Source organism: Robertmurraya phoenicis (assembly GCF_047302285.1).
GTDB lineage: Bacteria > Bacillota > Bacilli > Bacillales > Cytobacillaceae > Robertmurraya.
In genome coordinates this window covers 309,546-328,906 of sequence record NZ_CP154845.1, presented here as the reverse complement: position 1 = coordinate 328,906, position 19,361 = coordinate 309,546, and the positions used below count along the sequence as shown (strand labels likewise).

Below are 19,361 nucleotides of genomic sequence, written 5' to 3'. Positions count from 1 at the left end.
TATCTTCCTTAAACGCTGTTTTCGTAATGAATATTGTTTTTTTGTAAATGTCCAGAAGCCAACATTTACCCCTCCTATTAGGTTCTGAGGTACACATGATTTTTGTACGGCACTTTTCGCTTGCCCTTAATTGATTTAAGAGGGGAAAAATGTATTCATTTACTCAAGTATTATTCAGAAATAACAATGTTCACGAAAAGAGCCTTATTAGGAAGCCGTAGCGGCAAAAGCTACGGCTTTTTTATTTCGTTCAACTAAACTCAGAAAAAATTTTATCATTGCGATCGATGACCCGTTGATGATAGCCTTGAAAAATGGGTAATTCTTCTTCTGTTAACGTACCCGCATAGAGTTGTTCGCTTTTTCTTTTTAGAACTTGTAAAAAGCGAAGCATGACATCTTCTATTGTTAGATATTGGTGGACTAATTGAGATAGAGAAGCCATGACCTCTGGATTAATGTCCGGATATTCGAACTTCGTCTCACTATTTCTTTTTCCTAAATGATAGAAGGTTTTGATCAGTTCCGCCCGTTCACTTCCACTACCATTTACACATAAATAGATTTGCACGGCCACCCCACGACGCAAACGCCTCTGCGAAATACCGGCAAACTTTTTCCCACCGATGCTTAAATCATAGCTACCTGGACAGTAGGAGCCGACAATTTCTTTTGCCTCAATATTGACATTGAAGTCCGCAAACATCTCTTCTACTAAAGCGAGCATGGCATCATAGCCACGATTTATATCAATCCCTTTCTCTGTCTCAGGAAGAATAAGAGAAAGATTGAGAACTCCTTCGTCAAGAACGACTGCAAGCCCTCCAGAATTTCGCACAATATAGCGATAGCCCTTTTCCTCTAAATGCTTTAGACCATCTTTTAAATAGGGTAGTTTCGTGTCCTGTATCCCGAGAACAACTGTGTTGTGATGAACCCAGGACCTTGCTGTTGCTGGAGATACGCCTGCACCAACAGAAGCACATAACGTATCATCCATTCCAAAGGATTGAAGAGCATCGACATGCAAACCAACGACCGATTGGTCTATTACTCTCCATACTTTTTGACTTAAAAGGTCTTGATTTACCTGCATCCTTTGTTTCTCCTTCTACTTACGTTTATTCGTCCATTTATTTTATCATTTTGAATGAAAAAAACCAGCCTTTGACAATAAAGGGTTCTTAAAATGCGTCCCGTCGTCGTTATTACGAAGGAGATAAGCGGAGATTTTCCTGTTATATCTTCAATGGAGCTCACTTCGAGGAAAATAAGGGAAGATTTTCCGCTTACGAAGACCAAAATCGCTTAATATGACGATTTTCAAGCCAATAAGCGGAATTTCTCCTGCTATTTCGGTTAATTTTCATGATATTGGCTCATTAAGCGGATTTTTTCCTGTTATTCAGTAACCCGATTGATTTCCAAAACTGATAAATCTAAACGGCAGAAAGATTTTCCCTAAAAAAGACGCATGCCCATGCATACGTCTTTTCTTCTGGCCATTAAGCCTTTTATTGTTCTAAGCTTTGTGCTGCAGTGATGAGAGAAAGCTTATATACGTCTTCTTCGTTACAACCTCTTGATAAGTCGTTTACTGGACGATTTAATCCTTGAAGGATTGGGCCAACAGCTTCAAAGTTGCCAAGGCGTTGGGCAATTTTATAGCCAATATTTCCAGCTTCTAGACTTGGGAAAACGAATACGCTTGCGTCCCCTTTAAGAGGTGAATCTGGCGCTTTTTTCTCTGCAACAGATGGAACGAACGCTGCATCAAATTGGAATTCTCCATCTAACACAAGGTCAGAGTTTAATTCTTTTGCAATCTTAACTGCTTCAGATACTTTTTCCGTTTCAGGAGATTTTGCTGAACCCTTTGTAGAGAAGCTTAGCATGGCCACGCGTGGTTCAATATTGAACATTTTCGCTGTAGCAGCACTTTCAAGGGCAATTTCCGCTAAATCTTGGCTGTCTGGTGAGATGTTAATCGCACAGTCAGCAAAAACATATTTCTCGTCACCACGAACCATGATGAATACACCAGAAGTTTTCTTCACGCCTGCTTTTGTTTTAATGATTTGAAGTGCAGGTCGAACCGTATCTGCCGTTGAATGAGCAGCCCCACTAACAAGTCCCTCAGCCTTATTTGTGTGGACAAGCATTGTTCCAAAATAATTTTCATCTAAAAGGATTTTACGAGCATCCTCTTCAGTCGCTTTCCCTTTTCTTCTTTCAACAAAAGAAGCCACTAGCTCTTCCATTTGGTCATAAGTTTTTGGATCGTAAATTTCCATTCCATTAAGAGAAACGTTTAAACTTGAAGCCTTTTCTTGAATTTCTTGCACATTTCCGATGAGAATTGGCGTTAATACTTTTTCTTCTGCTAATCTAGCTGTAGCAGTAATAATTCTTTCATCTAATCCTTCTGGAAAAACAATCTTTACTTGCTTGCTGCTTACTTTTTCTTTTAAAGCTGAAAATAAATCACTCATATGTATCCTCCTTATATTGTAAAAAAATCATTATTTCATCATTAATAGAGTATCCATCTACACTAGCATACCCTTCCCATATAAAATTTCAAGAAAGCGAATAAATGAGAGCGTTTACTCGTAAAAAGTTTATATATTCTTAAAAATGGAACAGTTTGACGAGTGGGTTATCCTTTTACTATTTACGAAAATCTGAGTAATTAGCCATCGATTTTGTCTCTTTTCTCTGATTTGGAAAACGCTTAAACATTCAAGGTTTATTCATATTTTTAAAGGTAAAACTATGTTATAGTAATTATAATCTTGGATTAGATTTCGAATGAAATCGACACATTTTAGTACATATTTAGGAGTGATTAGTATGAGTGAAGCTGTTAAAACGCTCGATGGTTGGTATTGCCTACATGACTTCCGTGCAATGGATTGGACTACTTGGAAGATGGTATCGCCAGAAGAAAGACAAGCTGCCATTCACGAATTTTTAGGTCTAGTTGAAAAATGGAACAGTACACAGCTAGATAAAAAAGGAAGTCACGCATTATATACAGTCGTTGGTCAAAAAGCAGATTTCATGATGATGATTTTGCGCCCTACAATGGAAGAATTAAATGAGATTGAAACTGAATTCAACAAAACAAAGCTTGCTGAATTTACCGTTCCAACACATTCTTATGTTTCAGTGGTAGAGCTAAGCAATTACTTACCATCTGATCAAGATCCTTATCAAAATCCTGAAATTTTGGCACGCCTTTACCCAACCCTACCAAAATCAAAATATATTTGCTTTTACCCAATGGACAAGCGTCGCCAAGGAGACGATAACTGGTACATGCTTCCAATGGAAGACAGACGTAGTTTAATGCGCAGTCACGGAATGATTGGACGCAGTTATGCTGGAAAAGTGAAGCAGATCATCACTGGTTCTGTTGGTTTTGATGACTACGAATGGGGTGTAACCTTATTCTCTGACGACGTTCTTCAATTCAAAAAGCTCGTTTATGAAATGCGTTTTGATGAAGTAAGCGCTCGTTACGGAGAATTTGGTCAATTCTTTGTTGGAAATATTCTCGAAGAAGGCCGCATTGAATCATTTTTACATGTATAATAGATAACTTTCAAATGCTCTCAGTTTTGTTACTGAGAGCATTTTTTTGTTGTTGAAATTTTACATGTTTTTCATAGCTTGTCTGTTGTCATAAAAAGAGTTTAAGGAACATAACTATCCATTAGGATCTGTTTTTATAGGAGATTTTGCGTGTAAAAATTGAAGGTATATTAGAAATTAAATTTACATTTCAGGAGGGGAGTCGTTTGACGTACAATCCCAATTCTTATTCGAAAGCACCCTACTATGGATACCAGCCGAATTATGGGTATGGCGCTCCAACAGGGCAGACACCTTCACCACTTCCAGTACAGACAGGAACGATGTTTCCAACAGCAGGAGCACAACAGCCGACCCAGCAGGTTCCAGGGCAATTACCACTGGAACAATCTTATATTGAAAACATTCTACGCTTAAACAGAGGGAAGTTAGCGACAGTGTATGCGATGTTTGATACTGTTTCTGAAGCTGGACCATCTACACAAACCTTTAGAGGAATTATCGAAGCTGCGGGAAGAGATCATCTCATCATCAGTGATCCGGAAACTGGAACGCGCTATCTGATTCCTATGGTTTACTTCGGTTATGCGACATTTGATGAGGAACTAGAGTACGACTATCCATATGGAGTCGCACCTGGCGTATCTGCTTATCCTCCGAGATAAACAAAACGGGAGCCATACTAATGATGGCTCCCTTTTGTTTCGCTGTTTTCGTATAGATTGTGGTTTTTTATAAAAACCCAGAATCCGGTTTTTACCCATATATCATGGGTAGTGCCATACATTAAGTTCGCGACGGCACTTTTCACTTCCTCTTTATCATTCTGTAAGAGGAATTGTAGGATAATTGGACTCTTATTATTATCCAAAAGCAACAATATTTGCGAATAGAGCCTTTTGTTTACATAAATTTAACAGCGGCAATCACCAGCAACAACCACGCCGCCAAAAAGGACAATCCGCCCAATGGAGTAATCGCTCCTAGGATTGAAATTTGTGTCACCGCTAATATGTACAAGCTTCCTGCAAAAAGGATGATCCCGATAAACATGAGCCAGCCTGACCAACTTAATAGCGCACTTGCTGGGTATTTACCAAGGAGGATTCCTACGATAAATAGTCCGGTTGCATGGAACATTTGATATTTAACTGCTTTTTCCCATATATCAATATATTTTGGTTCGAGCTTCCCTTCTAGTCCATGTGCTCCAAAGGCACCTAAGGCTACAGATAAAAAGGCATTAATTGCACCTAAAATAATGAATATTTTCATCTTGGTTCCACTTCCCTCGTTTAAAAATCAAATAGCGAGTCTCCATTTGAGTCCGCGTCGACTTTCATTTTTTGTGGCTGTTGATATTGGGTGATGACCTGAGGCTGCACCGGGGGTGGTGATGTAATCGATGATGACACTGGTCGTTGTCCACTTACCTCTTGCTCCAATACCAACTCACACAAAGTTTTAACCGCATAAATTTTTTCTCTGATCCGACTTTCCGAGTTACTTTGTTTCGCCTGCTTTAATTCTTCCTCTATCTTACCAAGTAACGCTTGCATTGAGATATTCAATTCTACCACCTCATATTTCTCGCTATTCCTTCTATTATCTTACATGACGACCTCTAAAAAAAGAAATAGGTTCTACTCCTTACTTTTTCTCAAACTTCAAGCAGTTTTGCCCTGATGCGCGCAAAACCTCTTGAGAAGGAAGTCTAGTCGTTTTAAATTGGAAAGCTCGACAGCCTTTTGGAAACTTCTTATCCCAGGTGACGTAGAAATGCCGGCATGCAAAACAATTAATTCGTTCTTCTTTCAATTTCGTCAATCCTTTTCATTTTAACTCATCACATGCTGTATTCTCAGAAACCGTGCTTATATTCCAATCAATTTCTCCCATATCCCACTTTTTTAATAATTGATTGATCTGGGAAAAAGGCTTACTTCCCAAAAATCCTCTATAAGCCGAGAGTGGGCTTGGATGGGAAGAGGCGATGATAAAATGCTTTTCCTTATCGATGAAGCTAGCTTTTTTTTGAGCAGGTTTGCCCCATAGCACAAAAATAACTGGAGCATCCCTATCGTTTAGACTCTCGATGATCTTATCGGTAAATTTCTCCCAGCCTTTTCTTTGATGGGAATTGGCTTCCCCTGCTCGAACCGTTAATACCGTATTTAAAAGGAGAACCCCTTGCTCTGCCCATTTTTTTAAATAGCCATGATTAGGGGGTTCACAGTTTAGATCTGCTTCAAGTTCTTTAAAGATATTTTTAAGAGATGGCGGGACGGCAACCCCTGGCATAACTGAAAAACTCAATCCGTGAGCCTGGCTTGGACCGTGATACGGGTCCTGGCCTAAGATGACTACCTTCACGTCATAAAATGGAGTTAAATTAAGTGCCTGAAAAATATTCTCTTTTGACGGATAGACAACATTACGTTCATATTCTAATTGCAAAAAGTCCATTAGCTCCTGAAAATATCGTTTTTCCGTCTCTTCTGCCAATTTCTCCTGCCAATCACGGTGCAATAGACTAATCATGTTCATAATGAACAGTCACCTCATAGCCCATTTGTTCAAAAAACTTCTGTAGTGTTTTCTCTGCATTTGTTTCAGCCATTTGCAGTAGTCCTTGAGCCATTGCTTCTTCTTTTACGAGTTCCTTCGCTTCTGCTGCTAGTTCAAAAGCTTCCTCCCAATTGACTTCAGCACGAAAAATCCCTTCTACAGAAAAAGCTTGTACATGGTCAAAATCTAGAGATGGTTCTTGAATGATTGTGGCTGAAGGTAACGTAATCTCTAGCGTCTTTTCTTCTTCATTTAGTATTAGATCCTCCGCATTCACACCTTCTAAATCCACTCCCGCCGTCACTGTGCCTGGTACAACTAACAGGAGCTTTCGTTTCGTTCCAGGAATATTCGTCGAAATTTCCTTCCCAAAGAGCTGGTTATCTTCTTTTTCAATAACCGCCTTTACAAGTGCTTGGGAAGAAGCAAGTGAGGAGAGCTCTCTCATTTGCTCTATGAAACTACCTTTTTCTACCTTCGCTTCTGCCCCAGAAAAAAGCTTAAAGGTCCCTATCCCAATCAAAGTTCCCACCAATAGTAAAGCAACTAATATGACGATGATTTTTAAATACCACTTCCGAAGACCTATCTTTAAAAAGCCTTTAAAAGATGGCGTTCTTTTATTTATATCTAAAGCGGCCGTAGTTGCCGTCTGCTCCTTGCCTTCCTTTAATTCGTTCATAATCGCATCAAGCTGAGCTAGTATTTTTTCATCATCTTTTTTTTCCACATTCATCACCATCCTAATCATATGTCCTTCTACCTATTATAATGGAAAAAGAACGATTCGATAAGATTAATAGATTTTCCAGTTCATATTAGATTGGTTCGGGAACCAAAAAAACCTCCTCGCCATATTAATGACAAGGAGGTTACATTATCCGAGCAATCTTTGGTAGATGGATCGGGCATGAGCTAGGTCTTTGGTTCCGTGAATGAGTGCTCGTCCGTCTTTGAAAATGACGATGCGATTGTCTTCCATTTCGATAGATAGCAAATATGGATTCCCTTTTACTTCATAATGACTGCCACTCAAGTGAGCGGAAAGCTCATTAAGATCGACTTCTCCCTGCTTTGATGGACGAATTTGAACCGTATCGCGACCACATAATACTTCCGATTTCATGAGATTCTCTCTTTTTAAGTATGGGTAGGTTCGCTCACTCCCACAGGAAAGGCAGCTATCATCTTTTGCTTTCGTCATTTTGATACTGCTATATTGATTTCTCCATAAGTCAAAGCTGACGAAGGAGTGGCGAATCGCCTCCCAATCCTCAACGAGAATTTTTAGTGCTTCGGCTGTTTGATGGGCGACAACCATTTGAACAGTTGGCGCAATGATCCCGACTGTATCGCAGGTCATCCCCTGTACTGGAAGGGATTTTAACAGACAGTTAAGACATGGAGTTTTCCCAGGAATAATCGTGAAACTCATCCCAAAGCTTCCTACACAAGCTCCATAAATCCATGGAATTTGATGCTTTTGTGAAACATCATTAAGCGCCATTCTCGTTTCAAAATTGTCGGTGGCGTCCAGAATGAGGTCCACATCTTTGACAAGTTCCTCGAGCATTTCTGGTGTTGCATCTCCAACTACGGCACGAAGCTCTACATCAGAGTTTATCGCTTTAAGTCTCTTCTCTGCTGCCACAGCCTTTGGCAACTTTTGAGCGACATCTTCCTCTGTATAAAGCTGCTGCCTTTGGAGATTACTTGCTTCCACATAATCCCGATCCACAATCGTTAATTTCCCTACACCTGCTCGCGTCAAAATCTCCCCATTACTCGAGCCTAAAGCCCCTGCACCAATCATCAGAACATGCTTCATGTGTATCTTCTCTTGACCATCTTGTCCAATCGGTGTAAATAGCATCTGTCTTGAATAGCGCTCGTACATACCCTATCCCTCCTTTCTCATTTCAAGGTAGAAAAAACTGCCCAATTTCATGGACAGTTAAAATTGAAAATACTAAAAACAGCCTCATCTCCAGGCTAAATGAAAACGTTTGATTTCGAGGAGCGAACCCTTGGGAGGAGCGGAGTTACCCTAGTAGGTAATGAGCATCCGGACAAGGGGAAGCGACGAAGAAAGCGAGCGTTTGTCATCAGTCTGGAAATCAGCCCCCACTAACCGGAGGAATAAATGCAACTTCATCTCCCTGTTCGATCACATCGTCGTTGGAGGCGAATTCTTCATTTATCGCTGTCATCGCAGAATCCAGTTTCTGAAGCTTATATTCTGTTGCAAGCAGTTCTTTTACTTCAGCAACTGTTTTTCCAGATACATCAATGCGAATATTCTCTTCGCCAGCTTCATCTTTTAAATGCGCGAAAAATAGAATTTTATTCATGTAGATCCTTCTCCTCTGGTTTTCCTGTAGGATAAGCTACCTTTTCGAGCTGGTCACCGATCCATTCTTCTCCATCTTCCCAATGCTCTTTCTTCCAAATCGGTACAATTTCCTTAATTCGTTCAATCGCATGACGATTTGCTTCATAGGCATCGGCACGGTGTGGGGTTGACACAGCAATGACTACTGCTACATCGGTAATGTCTAGTCTTCCGACACGATGGGTAATAGCAACCTCTGAGCCTGGCCATTGTTCTTTAATTTCATCGCCAATTTGCTCAAGCTTTTTGACCGCCATTGATGCATACGCTTCATAAACCAAATAAAGCGTCTTCTTGCCCTTCGTTAGTTCCCGGACTGTCCCAATAAAAGTTGTAATAGCTCCTGCATTACGCTGTACGACCTTATCAATGACTGCTTGTATATCAATTGGATCCTTTGCAATTTCAAAATTCATGGCCTAGCACCTCTAAACATCATTGTAATTTTTTCGGCTCAGCATTTGCCACAACGGAATATCCACCAATCGCTTCGACTCTTGCATGAAATTCTTCTGACTGAATGATATGAATTAATTGTTGTCCTTGAACACTTTCGAAAAAAGCTTTCGTCATGAGTAAATCGTATTCTTCATCTGCTAGAGAAATAAAATCTAGTCCCATTGCCTTCGCCGCTGGGTAAATTCCAAGACCAACCGCTTTGGGGCTGCTCTTTACTTCAGCAGCTACACTAAGATGGGAGAACATTTCCCGATCGTATCCGTTGATTTGTTCTGGCTCGAGCCCGTACTCTCTTAATAATAAATCAAATAAGATTCTTGTACCGGCTCCTTTTTGACGATTTACAAACAATGCATCTTTTTCCGCAATATCTGTTACATTTTCAATGTTTAAAGGATTGCCTTTTGGGAGAAGCCATCCTTGTTTCCGTTTCAAGAATGGGTACAGTATGACTTCTTGATCTGCCAGAAACTTCTTCACGTAGGAAACATTATATTCCTTTGTTTCTGGATCTAATAAATGGACCCCAGCTATATGGGCTTCTCCTTTCCTGATCGCCATAATCCCTGCCATACTTCCGACGTGCGAGGATATAATCTTTGCTTCCTTTGATTCATTGCGTAAGAAAGAAGAAAGAAGATCAATTGTCAAATCGTGACTACCATTAAAGACGACTGCGGACCTAATTTCTTCTTCTGAGCGAAGGAGCTCTATGTCCACATATTCACCTTGTTCATAGCCTAATTGTTCAGAAGGGACAACTAATAACCCATCTGCTTTCACGAGGGACATTGTCACTCCTGCCGCTCTTGTTAGAGGATTGGCAATGTATTCACCATCAACATACCCAATCGTCATACGAACAAAATCCTCTGCTCCCATCGTCGAAACGATTCTACGGCCAAGCTTTACCTTTAACGTATGCCTTTTTGGCTCTGTTATTCCTAAATACGCACAAACCAAAGGTCGAACAAACCACTCAAGAGTTAAATAAGCAGATACAGGATAGCCTGGAATTCCGATCACAATTGTATCGTTTATTTTTCCTAAAACGACTGGCTTTCCAGGTCTTGTTGCTACTCCATGTGTGAATACTTCACCAAGCTCTGCGATTAAATGGACGGTGTAATCTTTAGAACCTGCAGACGATCCTGCGTTGATGACCACCATATCGGAAGTGGCGGCAGCATTTAATAACGCCTTCTTAATTTCTTCTGGTTCATCTTTTACGATGCTATGTAATGTAGGATCTCCGCCCCACTCTTTAATATAACTTGAAATGACTGTGCCATTAAATTCGATTAATTTCCCTGGAACAGCCCCTTCATTCGGAGCAATTAATTCATTCCCTGTTGGAATGATTGTTACAGTTGGCGGCCGCATCACCTGAATCTTTGTTGTTTGCGATGCTAATAAAACACCGATATCTACTGGTCTAATTTTATGTCCTTGTGGAAAAAGCATTTCTTCTTGGACTATATCCTCACCAATCGGGCGAATATGTGACCACGGTGAAGTTGGTTCAATAATCTCAACAACATCCTCTGAAAGCTCGTCGACATTTTCAATCATGATGACCGCATTAAATGGGGAAGGAATGAGATTTCCCGTATCCACATAGACAAAGTCTTCATTTCGTTTTAGCTGAACTGGATTCTGCTCATGTGCTAAAAAAGTATCCTCAGCCCTTACAGCAATTCCATCCATTGCAGAAGCATGATAATGAGGCATTGAATTTACGGCAAAAACAGGCTCCGCTGTTATTCTTCCTATTGCCTCACTGCTATTCATCCACTCTGTCTCCCTTTGTGGATGAAAATGGTTGAGCAATTCCTCTACTGCCACTTTTCGAGGTTTATCTTGTAGGTATATTTTCCGTTTGTATTTTTTCATTGTCCCACACCTTATTGAAATAATATAACAGGTACTCGATCTCCTTTATGAACCCCTTCACTCTCGGAGGCAATTTCTATCATGCCATCACTTTTTACAAGAGTGGAGATCAACCCTGATTTCCCCAAGATAGGCTCGGCATACCATTCATTATTTTCTTCAAAAAGTCGGATGCGAATATAATCGGTACGTCCTGGAGCAGAAGGGATATTCTTCGTCACCTTAGCAAAGTTGAGCCTTGATTCTCTCGCTTCTTCTCCTCCAAGAATTTCGATGATCGCTTTCCCGAATAGAGAAAAGATGATCATGGCGGAGGCTGGATGTCCTGGAAGACCTATGATTGGCTTTGTCCCAGCTTGTGAAAGAATCGTTGGTTTCCCTGGCTTAATTGATATTCCATGGACATAGACACCTGGTTCTCCTAATGCCTCAATCACTTCAACCGAATAATCCTTCGTTCCCACCGAACTCCCACCTGTAAGGATAAGGCAATCGGTTTTTTCGAGCATTTCTCTCGATTTTCTTTCCAATTCTTCACGACTGTCCTCGACAATTCCGCCATAAACAAAATCAAGCCCCCATTGCCTAACTAAAGCGCCAATGGTTGCTCCATTCATATCACGCACTTCGCCCATCTTCACATCGTTCGATTCCATGGGAACAATTTCATCTCCAGAGGACAAATATCCGATGACAGGCTTTCTCCATACAGGCACCTCGATGATCCCTTGAGAGGCAAGAGCACCAATTTCTTGTGCACGAAGCTTCGTCCCTTTTGAAAGTAGAATTGACCCTTCCTTTAAATCTTCTCCGACGGAAATCAGATTTTCTCCTGGAGCGACTTGTCGGTATAAGTTTAAAAGGGAACTAATTTCTTCACAATGCTCAATCATAATGACGGCATCACTACCCTCTGGAAGCATTCCTCCCGTTGGAACATACATCGCTTCTCCGCTTAAAAGGGGCTTTGCTGGCTCTTGGCCCATTTTCACTTCTCCAATTACCGTTAAAAAACCAGGCATACTTTCAGACGATCCAAATGTATCCTTTGCCCGCACGGCATATCCATCAACAGAAGAGCGACGGAAATTAGGTACATTTTCCCTTACCATAATATCTTCAGCTAAAACGAAATGAAGTGCATCAACAAGAGGTTTCGTCACGACCTCATGAAGTGACTCTACCTTTTCTTGAATGAACCTGTGTGTTTCTTCCACTGATTTGACCTGAAAAAATTTCATTTTCATCTCTACCCTTTGCTTGTCCCATTTTTCGTTCTCATCTTTTTGGCCTGCTCGTATTCCTCTGGATGATTCATGTTAAAAAGATCAGAATCATCGATGGCAACACCAGATTCGTTCAGTTCTGTTTCATCCATTATTTTAACATGAATATTCCGAAAAATCCCTCTTATTCGCAGTTGTTTTTGTTCTAGTGCTTTTTCTGCTTCGTCTTTTACTTCTTTCCGGTAAGCTGCAAAAAGCGGATGCAATTGACCAGAAATTTCAGGAATGGCTGCTTGATATTCTTCTAATTGCTTAAGGAGGACGTCTCCAAGCGTCGCAGAAATAAAGGGCATATCACAGGCAACAATTAAGTTTTGTTCTGTTTTGGAAAAGCTCAAGCCGGCATGAATCCCCGCTAATGGTCCCATATCCTTCCACTCATCTTTCACCATAGGAAGATTTAAGAAGGAGTATTCGTCGAATGAGTTAGTCACAATGATAATGTTGTTAACTATCGATTTCAGTTCTTCAACTGCATGTTCAATGACCATTTTTCCTTCTATATTTAATAATGCTTTGTTGGTTCCCATTCGGCTAGATTTACCACCGGCTAATATAATTCCTGTTGTTTCCATTTTTTCACCTCATTAAAACAAGGGTTCTAATTTTAATTTACATCTGAATGCTCAGATACCCCATATCCATTTTCTTGGGCGATGAAGTCTAAATGAATCGATTTAATATCAAGAAGAGCGATAGATTCTTTCTTAATCTTTTTACGTACGTCGATTACTTTTGTGTATCCTTTACACTCGTGGCATACATGCACTTCTGCACTATCGTCCTTCTCTACTTTGAGAATTTCTAACTTTCCAGGCTCTTCACTACCACAATGAGCACACTTAATCTTCTTTACTTCCCAAGCAAATTGGCAGCGAGGGCAAGTTACTTCTTTTTTCCCTTTTTTGTTTATAATAGCAAGTCTTGGCGCTTCGCCACAAGCAGGACATCCACCACTTACATCGACATTCTTTAATTCCTCTTTTACTTCTGCAGCAGCCTTTTGAAGGTATGGACGTATCGCATGCTCAGCTACAAAATAAGGAAGCCAGTTTGCAACATGATGATTTTCTGCGAACTTTTCAAAAAAATCTTGGTTAACGGTTAATGCCTCTGGAAACCACTGTCCTAAAACTTCCGTCGTAATAGTAGTCAGTAATGTCTGAATGTCTGAATCAAGTGAAGGTTGAGTGTCCCTTAATAAATGGAGCAGTTCTTCGATGAAACGATGATATTGGTCCAGATCAACTGACAGCTTTAATTGGGAAAGAGCAGGGTACTGTGTGATTGTCTTTATCTGCTCTGAATCTGTTAGTATGTCTTCTTGCAACTGCTGATTCCACTTATCGCTTAATTGTTGGATCTGTTCTTGTAATTGTTGATAATCTTTATTTAACACATTCATTTCATTCACCTCTTCGTTAAATAGAGGAAAAGCTACCCAAAAGCTGGGTAGCACTTTCCTCATTGTTATCATCATCTAACATCTATAATATTATCAGATTTCGCGTTATTCATCTTACGCGTGTTTTTTTGGTTTTTGCTTTTTTTCTTCGTCCTTAAGCTCATCATACCAACGACCATGGTGATGATCTGCGTACTCCTCGGTCACATCTCCTTTGAAAATTCCTCGTAGAGATGGCTTTGCTAAAGCGATAGACATATAGATATGAGCAATCGCTACAGCTGCAGATAGTCCAAGTCCAATATTATGAATTGGATATGCCCACATCACAATTCCTTGTGAAAAGTATTGTGGGAACCACATGATAAGACCTGAGGCAATTAGCATAATCGCCGTCGTAATCATAAGCCAAGAGTTAATTTTTTCCCCTGCATTAAAGAAATCCTGTCTCGGTGTTTTTGATTTCATACCGAAAAATTCTTTTGCAAATTGAGGGAAGAACTGAAAATCATGTTTCTTCCAAGAGAAAATATTCTTTCTCCATCTTCTTAAACCTTGGCGGTCAAATAGAACTAAGATTGGAAGTGGAAGCATGAAAGCAACTGCTGCTATTCTATGAATTAAGCGAGCCCCTTCTGGACCTCCAAGAATCGGGTAAAGCCAATTAAAGAATTCTGTATACATTGGTAGAGCAGAGATGTAAAGAACAAAGAAGGCACCTGCATTAACCCAGTGGGCTATGATAAAACCTAAATTAAAACGTTTAACCATCTTTTGATTCCCCTGCTTACTCATGGTCTTGACCTCCTTTATGCTCCCCTTTCTCTCTATTCATAGCATGGGCAATAACTGAGCCTACAACTGCCATAGTCGTTACACCAAACATTGCTTTTCCAAGTGGTTGAGCGTAGTCTTTCCAGACAATTTGTGATAAAGGTACTTTTGGATTTTCAGGAAGGCCATATACAGATGGCTTATCCGCAAGGAGGTAAACAGTTGTTGTACCCTTGATTCCTTGTGGATTATAAATATTAGCATTCGGGAAGCGTTCCTTAATTTTCGCTAAACGCACTTCTGCTTCAGATAATACTTTTTCCTTCTCATCATAAACAAGACAATTCGTATGACATGCTGTTACACATGCTGGTTCCAAGCCTTGCTCGAGTCGGTCTGTACAAAGGGTACATTTCTGTGCCTTGCGGTATTCTTTCCCGTTTTTATCTTTATATGTTGCCAACTCAACCACATCAAATGTACAGTTTTGCGTACAATATCCACACCCGACACATTTGTCATGGTCAATCACAACAGAACCAAATTCAGTATGACTGATAGCATCCTCTGGACAAGCTTTTTCACATGCAGCTTCCACACAATGTAAGCATGATTGATGTCTAAATAGCCATTCAAAACCACCATTTGCTGTTTCATGCTCGTCATAGGTAATGACATTCCATGTGTGAGCATTCACTTTTGCATGTGATTGAATAGAGCCAGAATATTCTTCCGTCACGGTAGGAAGGTCATTCCAGTTTTTACATGCAACCATACATGCACGACAACCGTCACATTTCGTAACGTCAACAAATTTAATATAATCGGCCATCATTACACCCTCCTTACATCGCATAGGAATGCTTTATATTCTGGAATTGTTGAGTTTGCACATCCAATATGCGGTGTTAAGCGGTTTGCTGTGGAACCTGTTGCAATTCCTTTGTATCCGAAATGCCATGGCATACCGATATGATGTACAGTTTTTTCTTTTAATTTATACGGTTTGAAACGCTTCGTAATCATTGCATAAGCTTCGATTTCTCCACGTGCAGTTGATACGACAACTTTATCTTTTTCTTTAATACCTTTTTCCTTTGCTAGCTCTTCACTAATCTCAATAAACATATTACTTGCGAGTTCTGCTAACCAAGGAACATTTCTTGTCATCGCACCAGATTGCCAGTGCTCTGATAGACGATAAGTGGTTGCGACAATTGGATATTTGTCCGCTTCCCCTTTTGCATTCATCTCTTCTTCCCCAAACTGTACAGCAGGGTTAAGTTGAATACTAGAAAATGCATTAGAAATCGGATTTTCGTAAGGCTCATAATGTTCAGGGAATGGTCCCTCATTTAATTTCGTTGCTGCGTAAACAGCACCCTTTCCACCTGCCATCATAATGAATGGGTCATTGAAAGTTGGATCATCTGGACCTTTTGTTGCGACAAAGTCTGGAACATCAAATCCAGTCCACTTGCCTTCTAAAGCATTCCATTCGATTCCTACACGCTCCTTGCTCCATGCTTTCCCGTTTAGGTCAGCACTTGCACGGTTATAGAGGATTCGGCGGTTTGCAGGCCATGCAAAGGACCAGTTCAAGAAGTTGCTCATACCTTCGTTTGTATTATCACGACGTTGCGCTAAGTTATCATTTTCAGGATAGAATCCTGTGTAAATCCAACATCCAGCAGTCGTTGAGCCATCATCTAGAAGGTCTCCGAACGATTTGATTTGCTTCTTCGTTTTCCAGTCATAACCGTTGATATCCTTACATACGAGTTCAATATCTGGATGATCATGGTCGCCGTAATTCCAATATAGGGCATTGATTTGCTTCGCAGCAGGTGTTGATTCATTTTTATAAAGTTCTTTCAAGCGACGAGCGAGCATATGGGTAATTTCTAGGTCAGCACGAGACTCTCCCTTTGGAGCAATTCCTTGCCAACGATATTGCATCCAGCGTCCTGAGTTCGTAACAGAGCCTTCCTTTTCAAAGGATGAACATGCTGGTAAGAAGATAACTTCCGTTTGAATGGATGCTGGATCTGAACCTGCTTCTTTTTGCCAGAATGATGATGTTTCCGTTTCAAATAGATCTACTGCGACCATCCACTTCAAGTTAGACATGGCTGCCTGTTCCTTAAAGCTATTTGGACCACCAACAACAGGATTTGAACCAAATAAGATTAATCCTTCTAACTCTTTACGGTGCATCGCATCGAATAAGCGTAAGAATGAATAGTCTTTCCCAGGAGCAATCTTTGGCATAAATTGATAACCAAATTCATTATCAGCTGTAGCGTTATCACCATAGAAGGACTTCAGCATACTTGTGTAAAACTTCGGTTTATTAACCCAATAACCTGATTTAGGTGTAATTCGATCTAAGAATCCCTGATATGTTGAGTCTCCTTCAGAACCAGTTGGTACTTCCATATAACCTGGCACATTGTGATAAAGAAGACCAAAATCAGTTGAACCTTGAACATTGGATTCTCCACGTAGAGCATTTACTCCACCGCCAGCGATTCCGATATTTCCTAGAAGAAGCTGTAGAATCGCATATGAACGAATGTTTTGAGTACCAACTGTATGCTGAGTACCACCCATCGCATAAAGAATGGTTCCTGCTTTTCCTACTTTTCCAGTAGATCCGTATGTTTTACAAATATCAATATAAGTTTGTTTGTCAGTTCCTGTTACACCAACAACTGTATCGATATCATAACGTGCATAATGCTTTTTCATTAGTTGGTATACACAATTTGGATCTTTTAACGTAGGATCTGTTAATACATTGCCTTCTTCGTCGGTTTTGAATGCCCATTGCGACTGATCATATTTTCTTGTCGCTTCGTCATAACCGCTAAACATTCCATCCTCAAACTTAAACGTATCAGAGACAATGTAAGCAGCATTTGTATAATTCGCTACATATTCTTTATGATAAAGCTCATTTTCTAAGATGTAATTAATCATCCCACCAATGAAGGCGATGTCCGTTCCAGAACGAAGCTGGCCATATACATTTGCCATTTGGGATGTTCTTGTATAACGCGGGTCTACGGAAATCAGCTTTCCACCCTTTTCAATTGCCTTTGAAATCCATCTAAAACTAATTGGATGGTTTTCTGCAGGGTTTGCCCCAATAACTATTAGGACATCTGCGTATTGAAGATCGTTCCAGTGATTTGTCATTGCTCCACGACCGAATGTAGGTGCCAGACCGGCAACCGTTGAACTATGTCATATTCGGGCCTGGTGCTCGATATAGGATAACCCTAGACCTGCACGGAATAGTTTTTGGAGTAAATGGCATTCTTCGTTATCTAGTGCCGCACCACCTAGGTAAGCAATGGCATCGGTTCTATTAACGGTAAGCCCATTTTCTTTCTCCATAAACGTTTTATCTCTTGATTCCTTGATATTTTTTGCTACCTTATCAAGGGCGAAATCCCAATCTACTTCTTCCCACTTAGCACTTCCTGGAGCACGGTACATTGGCTTTGTCACACGTTTTTCTGATGTGTACACTTGACGTACTGTTGTTCCTTTACTACATAAAGTTCCTTCGTTTATTGGATGATCTGGGTCACCCTCTGTATAAACGACATCATTTTCATTTGCATAAACTAAAATTCCGCAGCCTACAGAACAATAAGGACAGATGGTCGGTGTTGGCGTAAGCTTAGCAATCTTAAATTCTTCTGACTGTGCTTTGGCAGACTTTTCATCAAAGCCAAGTTCAACAACAGCCAAAGTAGCAGCTACTGCACCGGACAGCTTGAGAAACTGTCTTCTTGTAACATTCACTTCCATATCTCTTCCCCCTCCGTTGTTTTTATTTCCTTTTTCATAAAAAAAACAAATAATGTATAGAAAATCCTACTATCACCCCGTTAGAACTCTCAGTAGAGAACGGCTTAGTTAGGATTAACCCCCACAGCTCTTTCTTCTAAGTCGTATTCGACTCTTCCGAATGACGTATATTGAATCGCCATTCTTCCTCTTAAATAACCAACAACTTCAACATTTAAATATTTAGCAAGTTGAATGGCTTGTTTTGTGGCAGCAGTTCTGGATGCAACGACTGAAAATCCAAACTTCGCTGCTTTTGATAGCATTTCGTATGATATTCTTCCAGTCGTCAATAGCAATAAAGAGGAAGGTTCTAGCTCATTTCTAATGGCATATCCGATAATTTTATCGACTGCATTATGTCGTCCGATATCCTCACGAATGGTCATATCGCCATTTTCCTCAACAATGCAAGCTCCGTGCATGCCACCTGATTCAAGGTAAAGTGGAGAATTTCTAGCAAACTCACTTCTCTTTTTTAAAAGATAAGTAAGTTGGTAGGTTTTTCCTACTTTAACCTTGTTAAACGTTTTCACATCTGTCATGGAGAAGAATGTAACCCCTCTTCCACATCCAGCAGTGTAATGTTTTTTCTTCGAAAACATTTTCTCCGTATCAAAATCGGTTGCCAACGTGACATCAATGATTCCGGCTTCTTCATTAATTAGCACCGTTTTAACATCACCAGCTCGCTCAATCAATCCTTCAGAAAAGAGATATCCAAAAACCCAATCCTCTAAATCCTGTTTGGTTAATTGAAAAATCGCAACCTCAAAACCATTGACTATAAGCGTTATAGGATATTCTTCTGGGCAGCCTTTTTGATTCATTACTAATCACCTCGTCAGCAAACCCTCTTGGTTCACTTGTTTATTTTAAAAAAACAGGTCCTTCGATTTCTGCGACAAATATCACAAGTTCTAAAACCTTGTTAGCGTAAGAATGCAGTTGATGACCAATTATTTCATTAAATAGTTTCCATTCATTTCTGCTTTCATTTTTAAAGAAAAAATCGAAAATAATTCCATTTAACCACCAAATTTAACGAAATTTACGAATGTTAATGAATTGACCAATTTTATTGTTCGCTTTTATCTCAACGTACAAAAATGATATAAACGTCTCA

19 protein-coding genes are annotated in these 19,361 nt (G+C 40.1%); 2 read left to right on the top strand and 17 right to left on the bottom strand.

The genetic code is table 11. From position 1 onward, the window contains the following. Window positions 1-250: 250 nt before the first annotated feature. Complete coding sequence (locus AA0X71_RS01520) at window positions 251-1,096, bottom strand: biotin/lipoate A/B protein ligase family protein (RefSeq protein WP_413358392.1); 846 nt, start codon at window positions 1,094-1,096, stop codon at window positions 251-253. Between the two features lie 418 nt (window positions 1,097-1,514). Continuing rightward, the gene (gene pta / locus AA0X71_RS01515) at window positions 1,515-2,492 is read right to left on the bottom strand and encodes a phosphate acetyltransferase (RefSeq protein WP_413358390.1); all 978 of its coding nucleotides are present in this window, start codon (window positions 2,490-2,492) and stop codon (window positions 1,515-1,517) included. A 361-nt stretch (window positions 2,493-2,853) separates the two neighbouring features. On the opposite strand from pta, the gene hemQ reads away from it, so the two are divergent. Then, window positions 2,854-3,597 (top strand): hydrogen peroxide-dependent heme synthase, encoded by a 744-nt coding sequence (gene hemQ, locus AA0X71_RS01510; RefSeq protein WP_413358388.1) that lies wholly within the window; start codon window positions 2,854-2,856, stop codon window positions 3,595-3,597. Window positions 3,598-3,803: 206 nt separating this feature from the next. Next, a complete protein-coding gene (gerQ, locus tag AA0X71_RS01505) occupies window positions 3,804-4,262 on the top strand; it encodes a spore coat protein GerQ (RefSeq protein WP_413358386.1) in 459 nt (152 codons plus the stop codon). A gap of 238 nt (window positions 4,263-4,500) precedes the next feature. Here the strand turns inward: gerQ and AA0X71_RS01500 are convergent, their stop codons facing one another. From AA0X71_RS01500 to fdhD, 15 genes are all read right to left on the bottom strand, one after another. Beyond that, window positions 4,501-4,872, bottom strand: a complete 372-nt coding sequence (locus tag AA0X71_RS01500) for a DUF423 domain-containing protein (RefSeq protein ID WP_413358384.1) — start codon at window positions 4,870-4,872, stop codon at window positions 4,501-4,503. A 20-nt stretch (window positions 4,873-4,892) separates the two neighbouring features. Then, window positions 4,893-5,177, bottom strand: a complete 285-nt coding sequence (locus tag AA0X71_RS01495; RefSeq protein WP_413358382.1) for a YwdI family protein — start codon at window positions 5,175-5,177, stop codon at window positions 4,893-4,895. 253 nt (window positions 5,178-5,430) lie between these two features. Then, on the bottom strand, window positions 5,431-6,138 hold the full coding sequence (locus AA0X71_RS01490) for a uracil-DNA glycosylase (RefSeq protein WP_413362434.1): 708 nt from the start codon (window positions 6,136-6,138) through the stop codon (window positions 5,431-5,433). Beyond that, window positions 6,131-6,901, bottom strand: coding sequence for a DUF4230 domain-containing protein (locus tag AA0X71_RS01485; RefSeq protein ID WP_413362432.1), 771 nt, complete (start codon window positions 6,899-6,901; stop codon window positions 6,131-6,133). Before AA0X71_RS01485 ends, AA0X71_RS01490 begins: the two co-directional genes overlap by 8 nt. A gap of 141 nt (window positions 6,902-7,042) precedes the next feature. Then, on the bottom strand, window positions 7,043-8,062 hold the full coding sequence (locus AA0X71_RS01480) for a thiazole biosynthesis adenylyltransferase ThiF (protein WP_413358380.1): 1,020 nt from the start codon (window positions 8,060-8,062) through the stop codon (window positions 7,043-7,045). A gap of 220 nt (window positions 8,063-8,282) precedes the next feature. After that, window positions 8,283-8,516 (bottom strand): molybdopterin converting factor subunit 1, encoded by a 234-nt coding sequence (gene moaD / locus AA0X71_RS01475; RefSeq protein ID WP_413358378.1) that lies wholly within the window; start codon window positions 8,514-8,516, stop codon window positions 8,283-8,285. Further along, window positions 8,509-8,973: a molybdenum cofactor biosynthesis protein MoaE gene (locus AA0X71_RS01470; protein ID WP_413358376.1), complete on the bottom strand. Its 465-nt coding sequence runs from the start codon at window positions 8,971-8,973 to the stop codon at window positions 8,509-8,511. The genes moaD and AA0X71_RS01470 overlap by 8 nt, the downstream gene beginning before the upstream one ends. A gap of 19 nt (window positions 8,974-8,992) precedes the next feature. Next, a complete protein-coding gene (locus AA0X71_RS01465) occupies window positions 8,993-10,909 on the bottom strand; it encodes a molybdopterin biosynthesis protein (RefSeq protein WP_413358374.1) in 1,917 nt (638 codons plus the stop codon). Window positions 10,910-10,920: 11 nt separating this feature from the next. Then, on the bottom strand, window positions 10,921-12,150 hold the full coding sequence (gene glp, locus AA0X71_RS01460) for a gephyrin-like molybdotransferase Glp (protein ID WP_413358372.1): 1,230 nt from the start codon (window positions 12,148-12,150) through the stop codon (window positions 10,921-10,923). Window positions 12,151-12,158: 8 nt separating this feature from the next. Beyond that, a complete protein-coding gene (locus AA0X71_RS01455; protein WP_413358369.1) occupies window positions 12,159-12,770 on the bottom strand; it encodes a molybdenum cofactor guanylyltransferase in 612 nt (203 codons plus the stop codon). Window positions 12,771-12,802: 32 nt separating this feature from the next. Continuing rightward, complete coding sequence (locus AA0X71_RS01450) at window positions 12,803-13,600, bottom strand: formate dehydrogenase accessory protein FdhE (protein ID WP_413358367.1); 798 nt, start codon at window positions 13,598-13,600, stop codon at window positions 12,803-12,805. Between the two features lie 114 nt (window positions 13,601-13,714). Continuing rightward, window positions 13,715-14,395, bottom strand: a complete 681-nt coding sequence (locus AA0X71_RS01445; RefSeq protein ID WP_413358365.1) for a formate dehydrogenase subunit gamma — start codon at window positions 14,393-14,395, stop codon at window positions 13,715-13,717. After that, on the bottom strand, window positions 14,388-15,206 hold the full coding sequence (locus tag AA0X71_RS01440; RefSeq protein ID WP_413358363.1) for a 4Fe-4S dicluster domain-containing protein: 819 nt from the start codon (window positions 15,204-15,206) through the stop codon (window positions 14,388-14,390). Before AA0X71_RS01440 ends, AA0X71_RS01445 begins: the two co-directional genes overlap by 8 nt. A gap of 2 nt (window positions 15,207-15,208) precedes the next feature. Then, on the bottom strand, window positions 15,209-18,190 hold the full coding sequence (gene fdnG / locus AA0X71_RS01435) for a formate dehydrogenase-N subunit alpha (RefSeq protein ID WP_413362430.1): 2,982 nt from the start codon (window positions 18,188-18,190) through the stop codon (window positions 15,209-15,211). 110 nt (window positions 18,191-18,300) lie between these two features. Then, window positions 18,301-19,065, bottom strand: a complete 765-nt coding sequence (gene fdhD / locus AA0X71_RS01430; RefSeq protein ID WP_413358361.1) for a formate dehydrogenase accessory sulfurtransferase FdhD — start codon at window positions 19,063-19,065, stop codon at window positions 18,301-18,303. Between the last annotated feature and the right edge of the window lie 296 nt (window positions 19,066-19,361).

Bases quoted from the DNA above. Each gene is read 5' to 3' on its own strand.
- AA0X71_RS01500 (WP_413358384.1), bottom strand. From the start codon at position 4,872: ATGAAAATATTCATTATTTTAGGTGCAATTAATGCCTTTTTATCTGTA.
- AA0X71_RS01440 (WP_413358363.1), bottom strand. From the start codon at position 15,206: ATGGCCGATTATATTAAATTTGTTGACGTTACGAAATGTGACGGTTGT.
- AA0X71_RS01455 (WP_413358369.1), bottom strand. From the start codon at position 12,770: ATGGAAACAACAGGAATTATATTAGCCGGTGGTAAATCTAGCCGAATG.
- glp (WP_413358372.1), bottom strand. From the start codon at position 12,150: ATGAAATTTTTTCAGGTCAAATCAGTGGAAGAAACACACAGGTTCATT.
- AA0X71_RS01480 (WP_413358380.1), bottom strand. From the start codon at position 8,062: ATGTACGAGCGCTATTCAAGACAGATGCTATTTACACCGATTGGACAA.
- moaD (WP_413358378.1), bottom strand. From the start codon at position 8,516: ATGAATAAAATTCTATTTTTCGCGCATTTAAAAGATGAAGCTGGCGAA.
- AA0X71_RS01470 (WP_413358376.1), bottom strand. From the start codon at position 8,973: ATGAATTTTGAAATTGCAAAGGATCCAATTGATATACAAGCAGTCATT.
- AA0X71_RS01520 (WP_413358392.1), bottom strand. From the start codon at position 1,096: ATGCAGGTAAATCAAGACCTTTTAAGTCAAAAAGTATGGAGAGTAATA.
- pta (WP_413358390.1), bottom strand. From the start codon at position 2,492: ATGAGTGATTTATTTTCAGCTTTAAAAGAAAAAGTAAGCAGCAAGCAA.
- AA0X71_RS01450 (WP_413358367.1), bottom strand. From the start codon at position 13,600: ATGAATGTGTTAAATAAAGATTATCAACAATTACAAGAACAGATCCAA.
- AA0X71_RS01485 (WP_413362432.1), bottom strand. From the start codon at position 6,901: ATGAATGTGGAAAAAAAAGATGATGAAAAAATACTAGCTCAGCTTGAT.
- fdhD (WP_413358361.1), bottom strand. From the start codon at position 19,065: ATGAATCAAAAAGGCTGCCCAGAAGAATATCCTATAACGCTTATAGTC.
- AA0X71_RS01465 (WP_413358374.1), bottom strand. From the start codon at position 10,909: ATGAAAAAATACAAACGGAAAATATACCTACAAGATAAACCTCGAAAA.
- AA0X71_RS01490 (WP_413362434.1), bottom strand. From the start codon at position 6,138: ATGATTAGTCTATTGCACCGTGATTGGCAGGAGAAATTGGCAGAAGAG.
- hemQ (WP_413358388.1), top strand. From the start codon at position 2,854: ATGAGTGAAGCTGTTAAAACGCTCGATGGTTGGTATTGCCTACATGAC.
- AA0X71_RS01445 (WP_413358365.1), bottom strand. From the start codon at position 14,395: ATGAGTAAGCAGGGGAATCAAAAGATGGTTAAACGTTTTAATTTAGGT.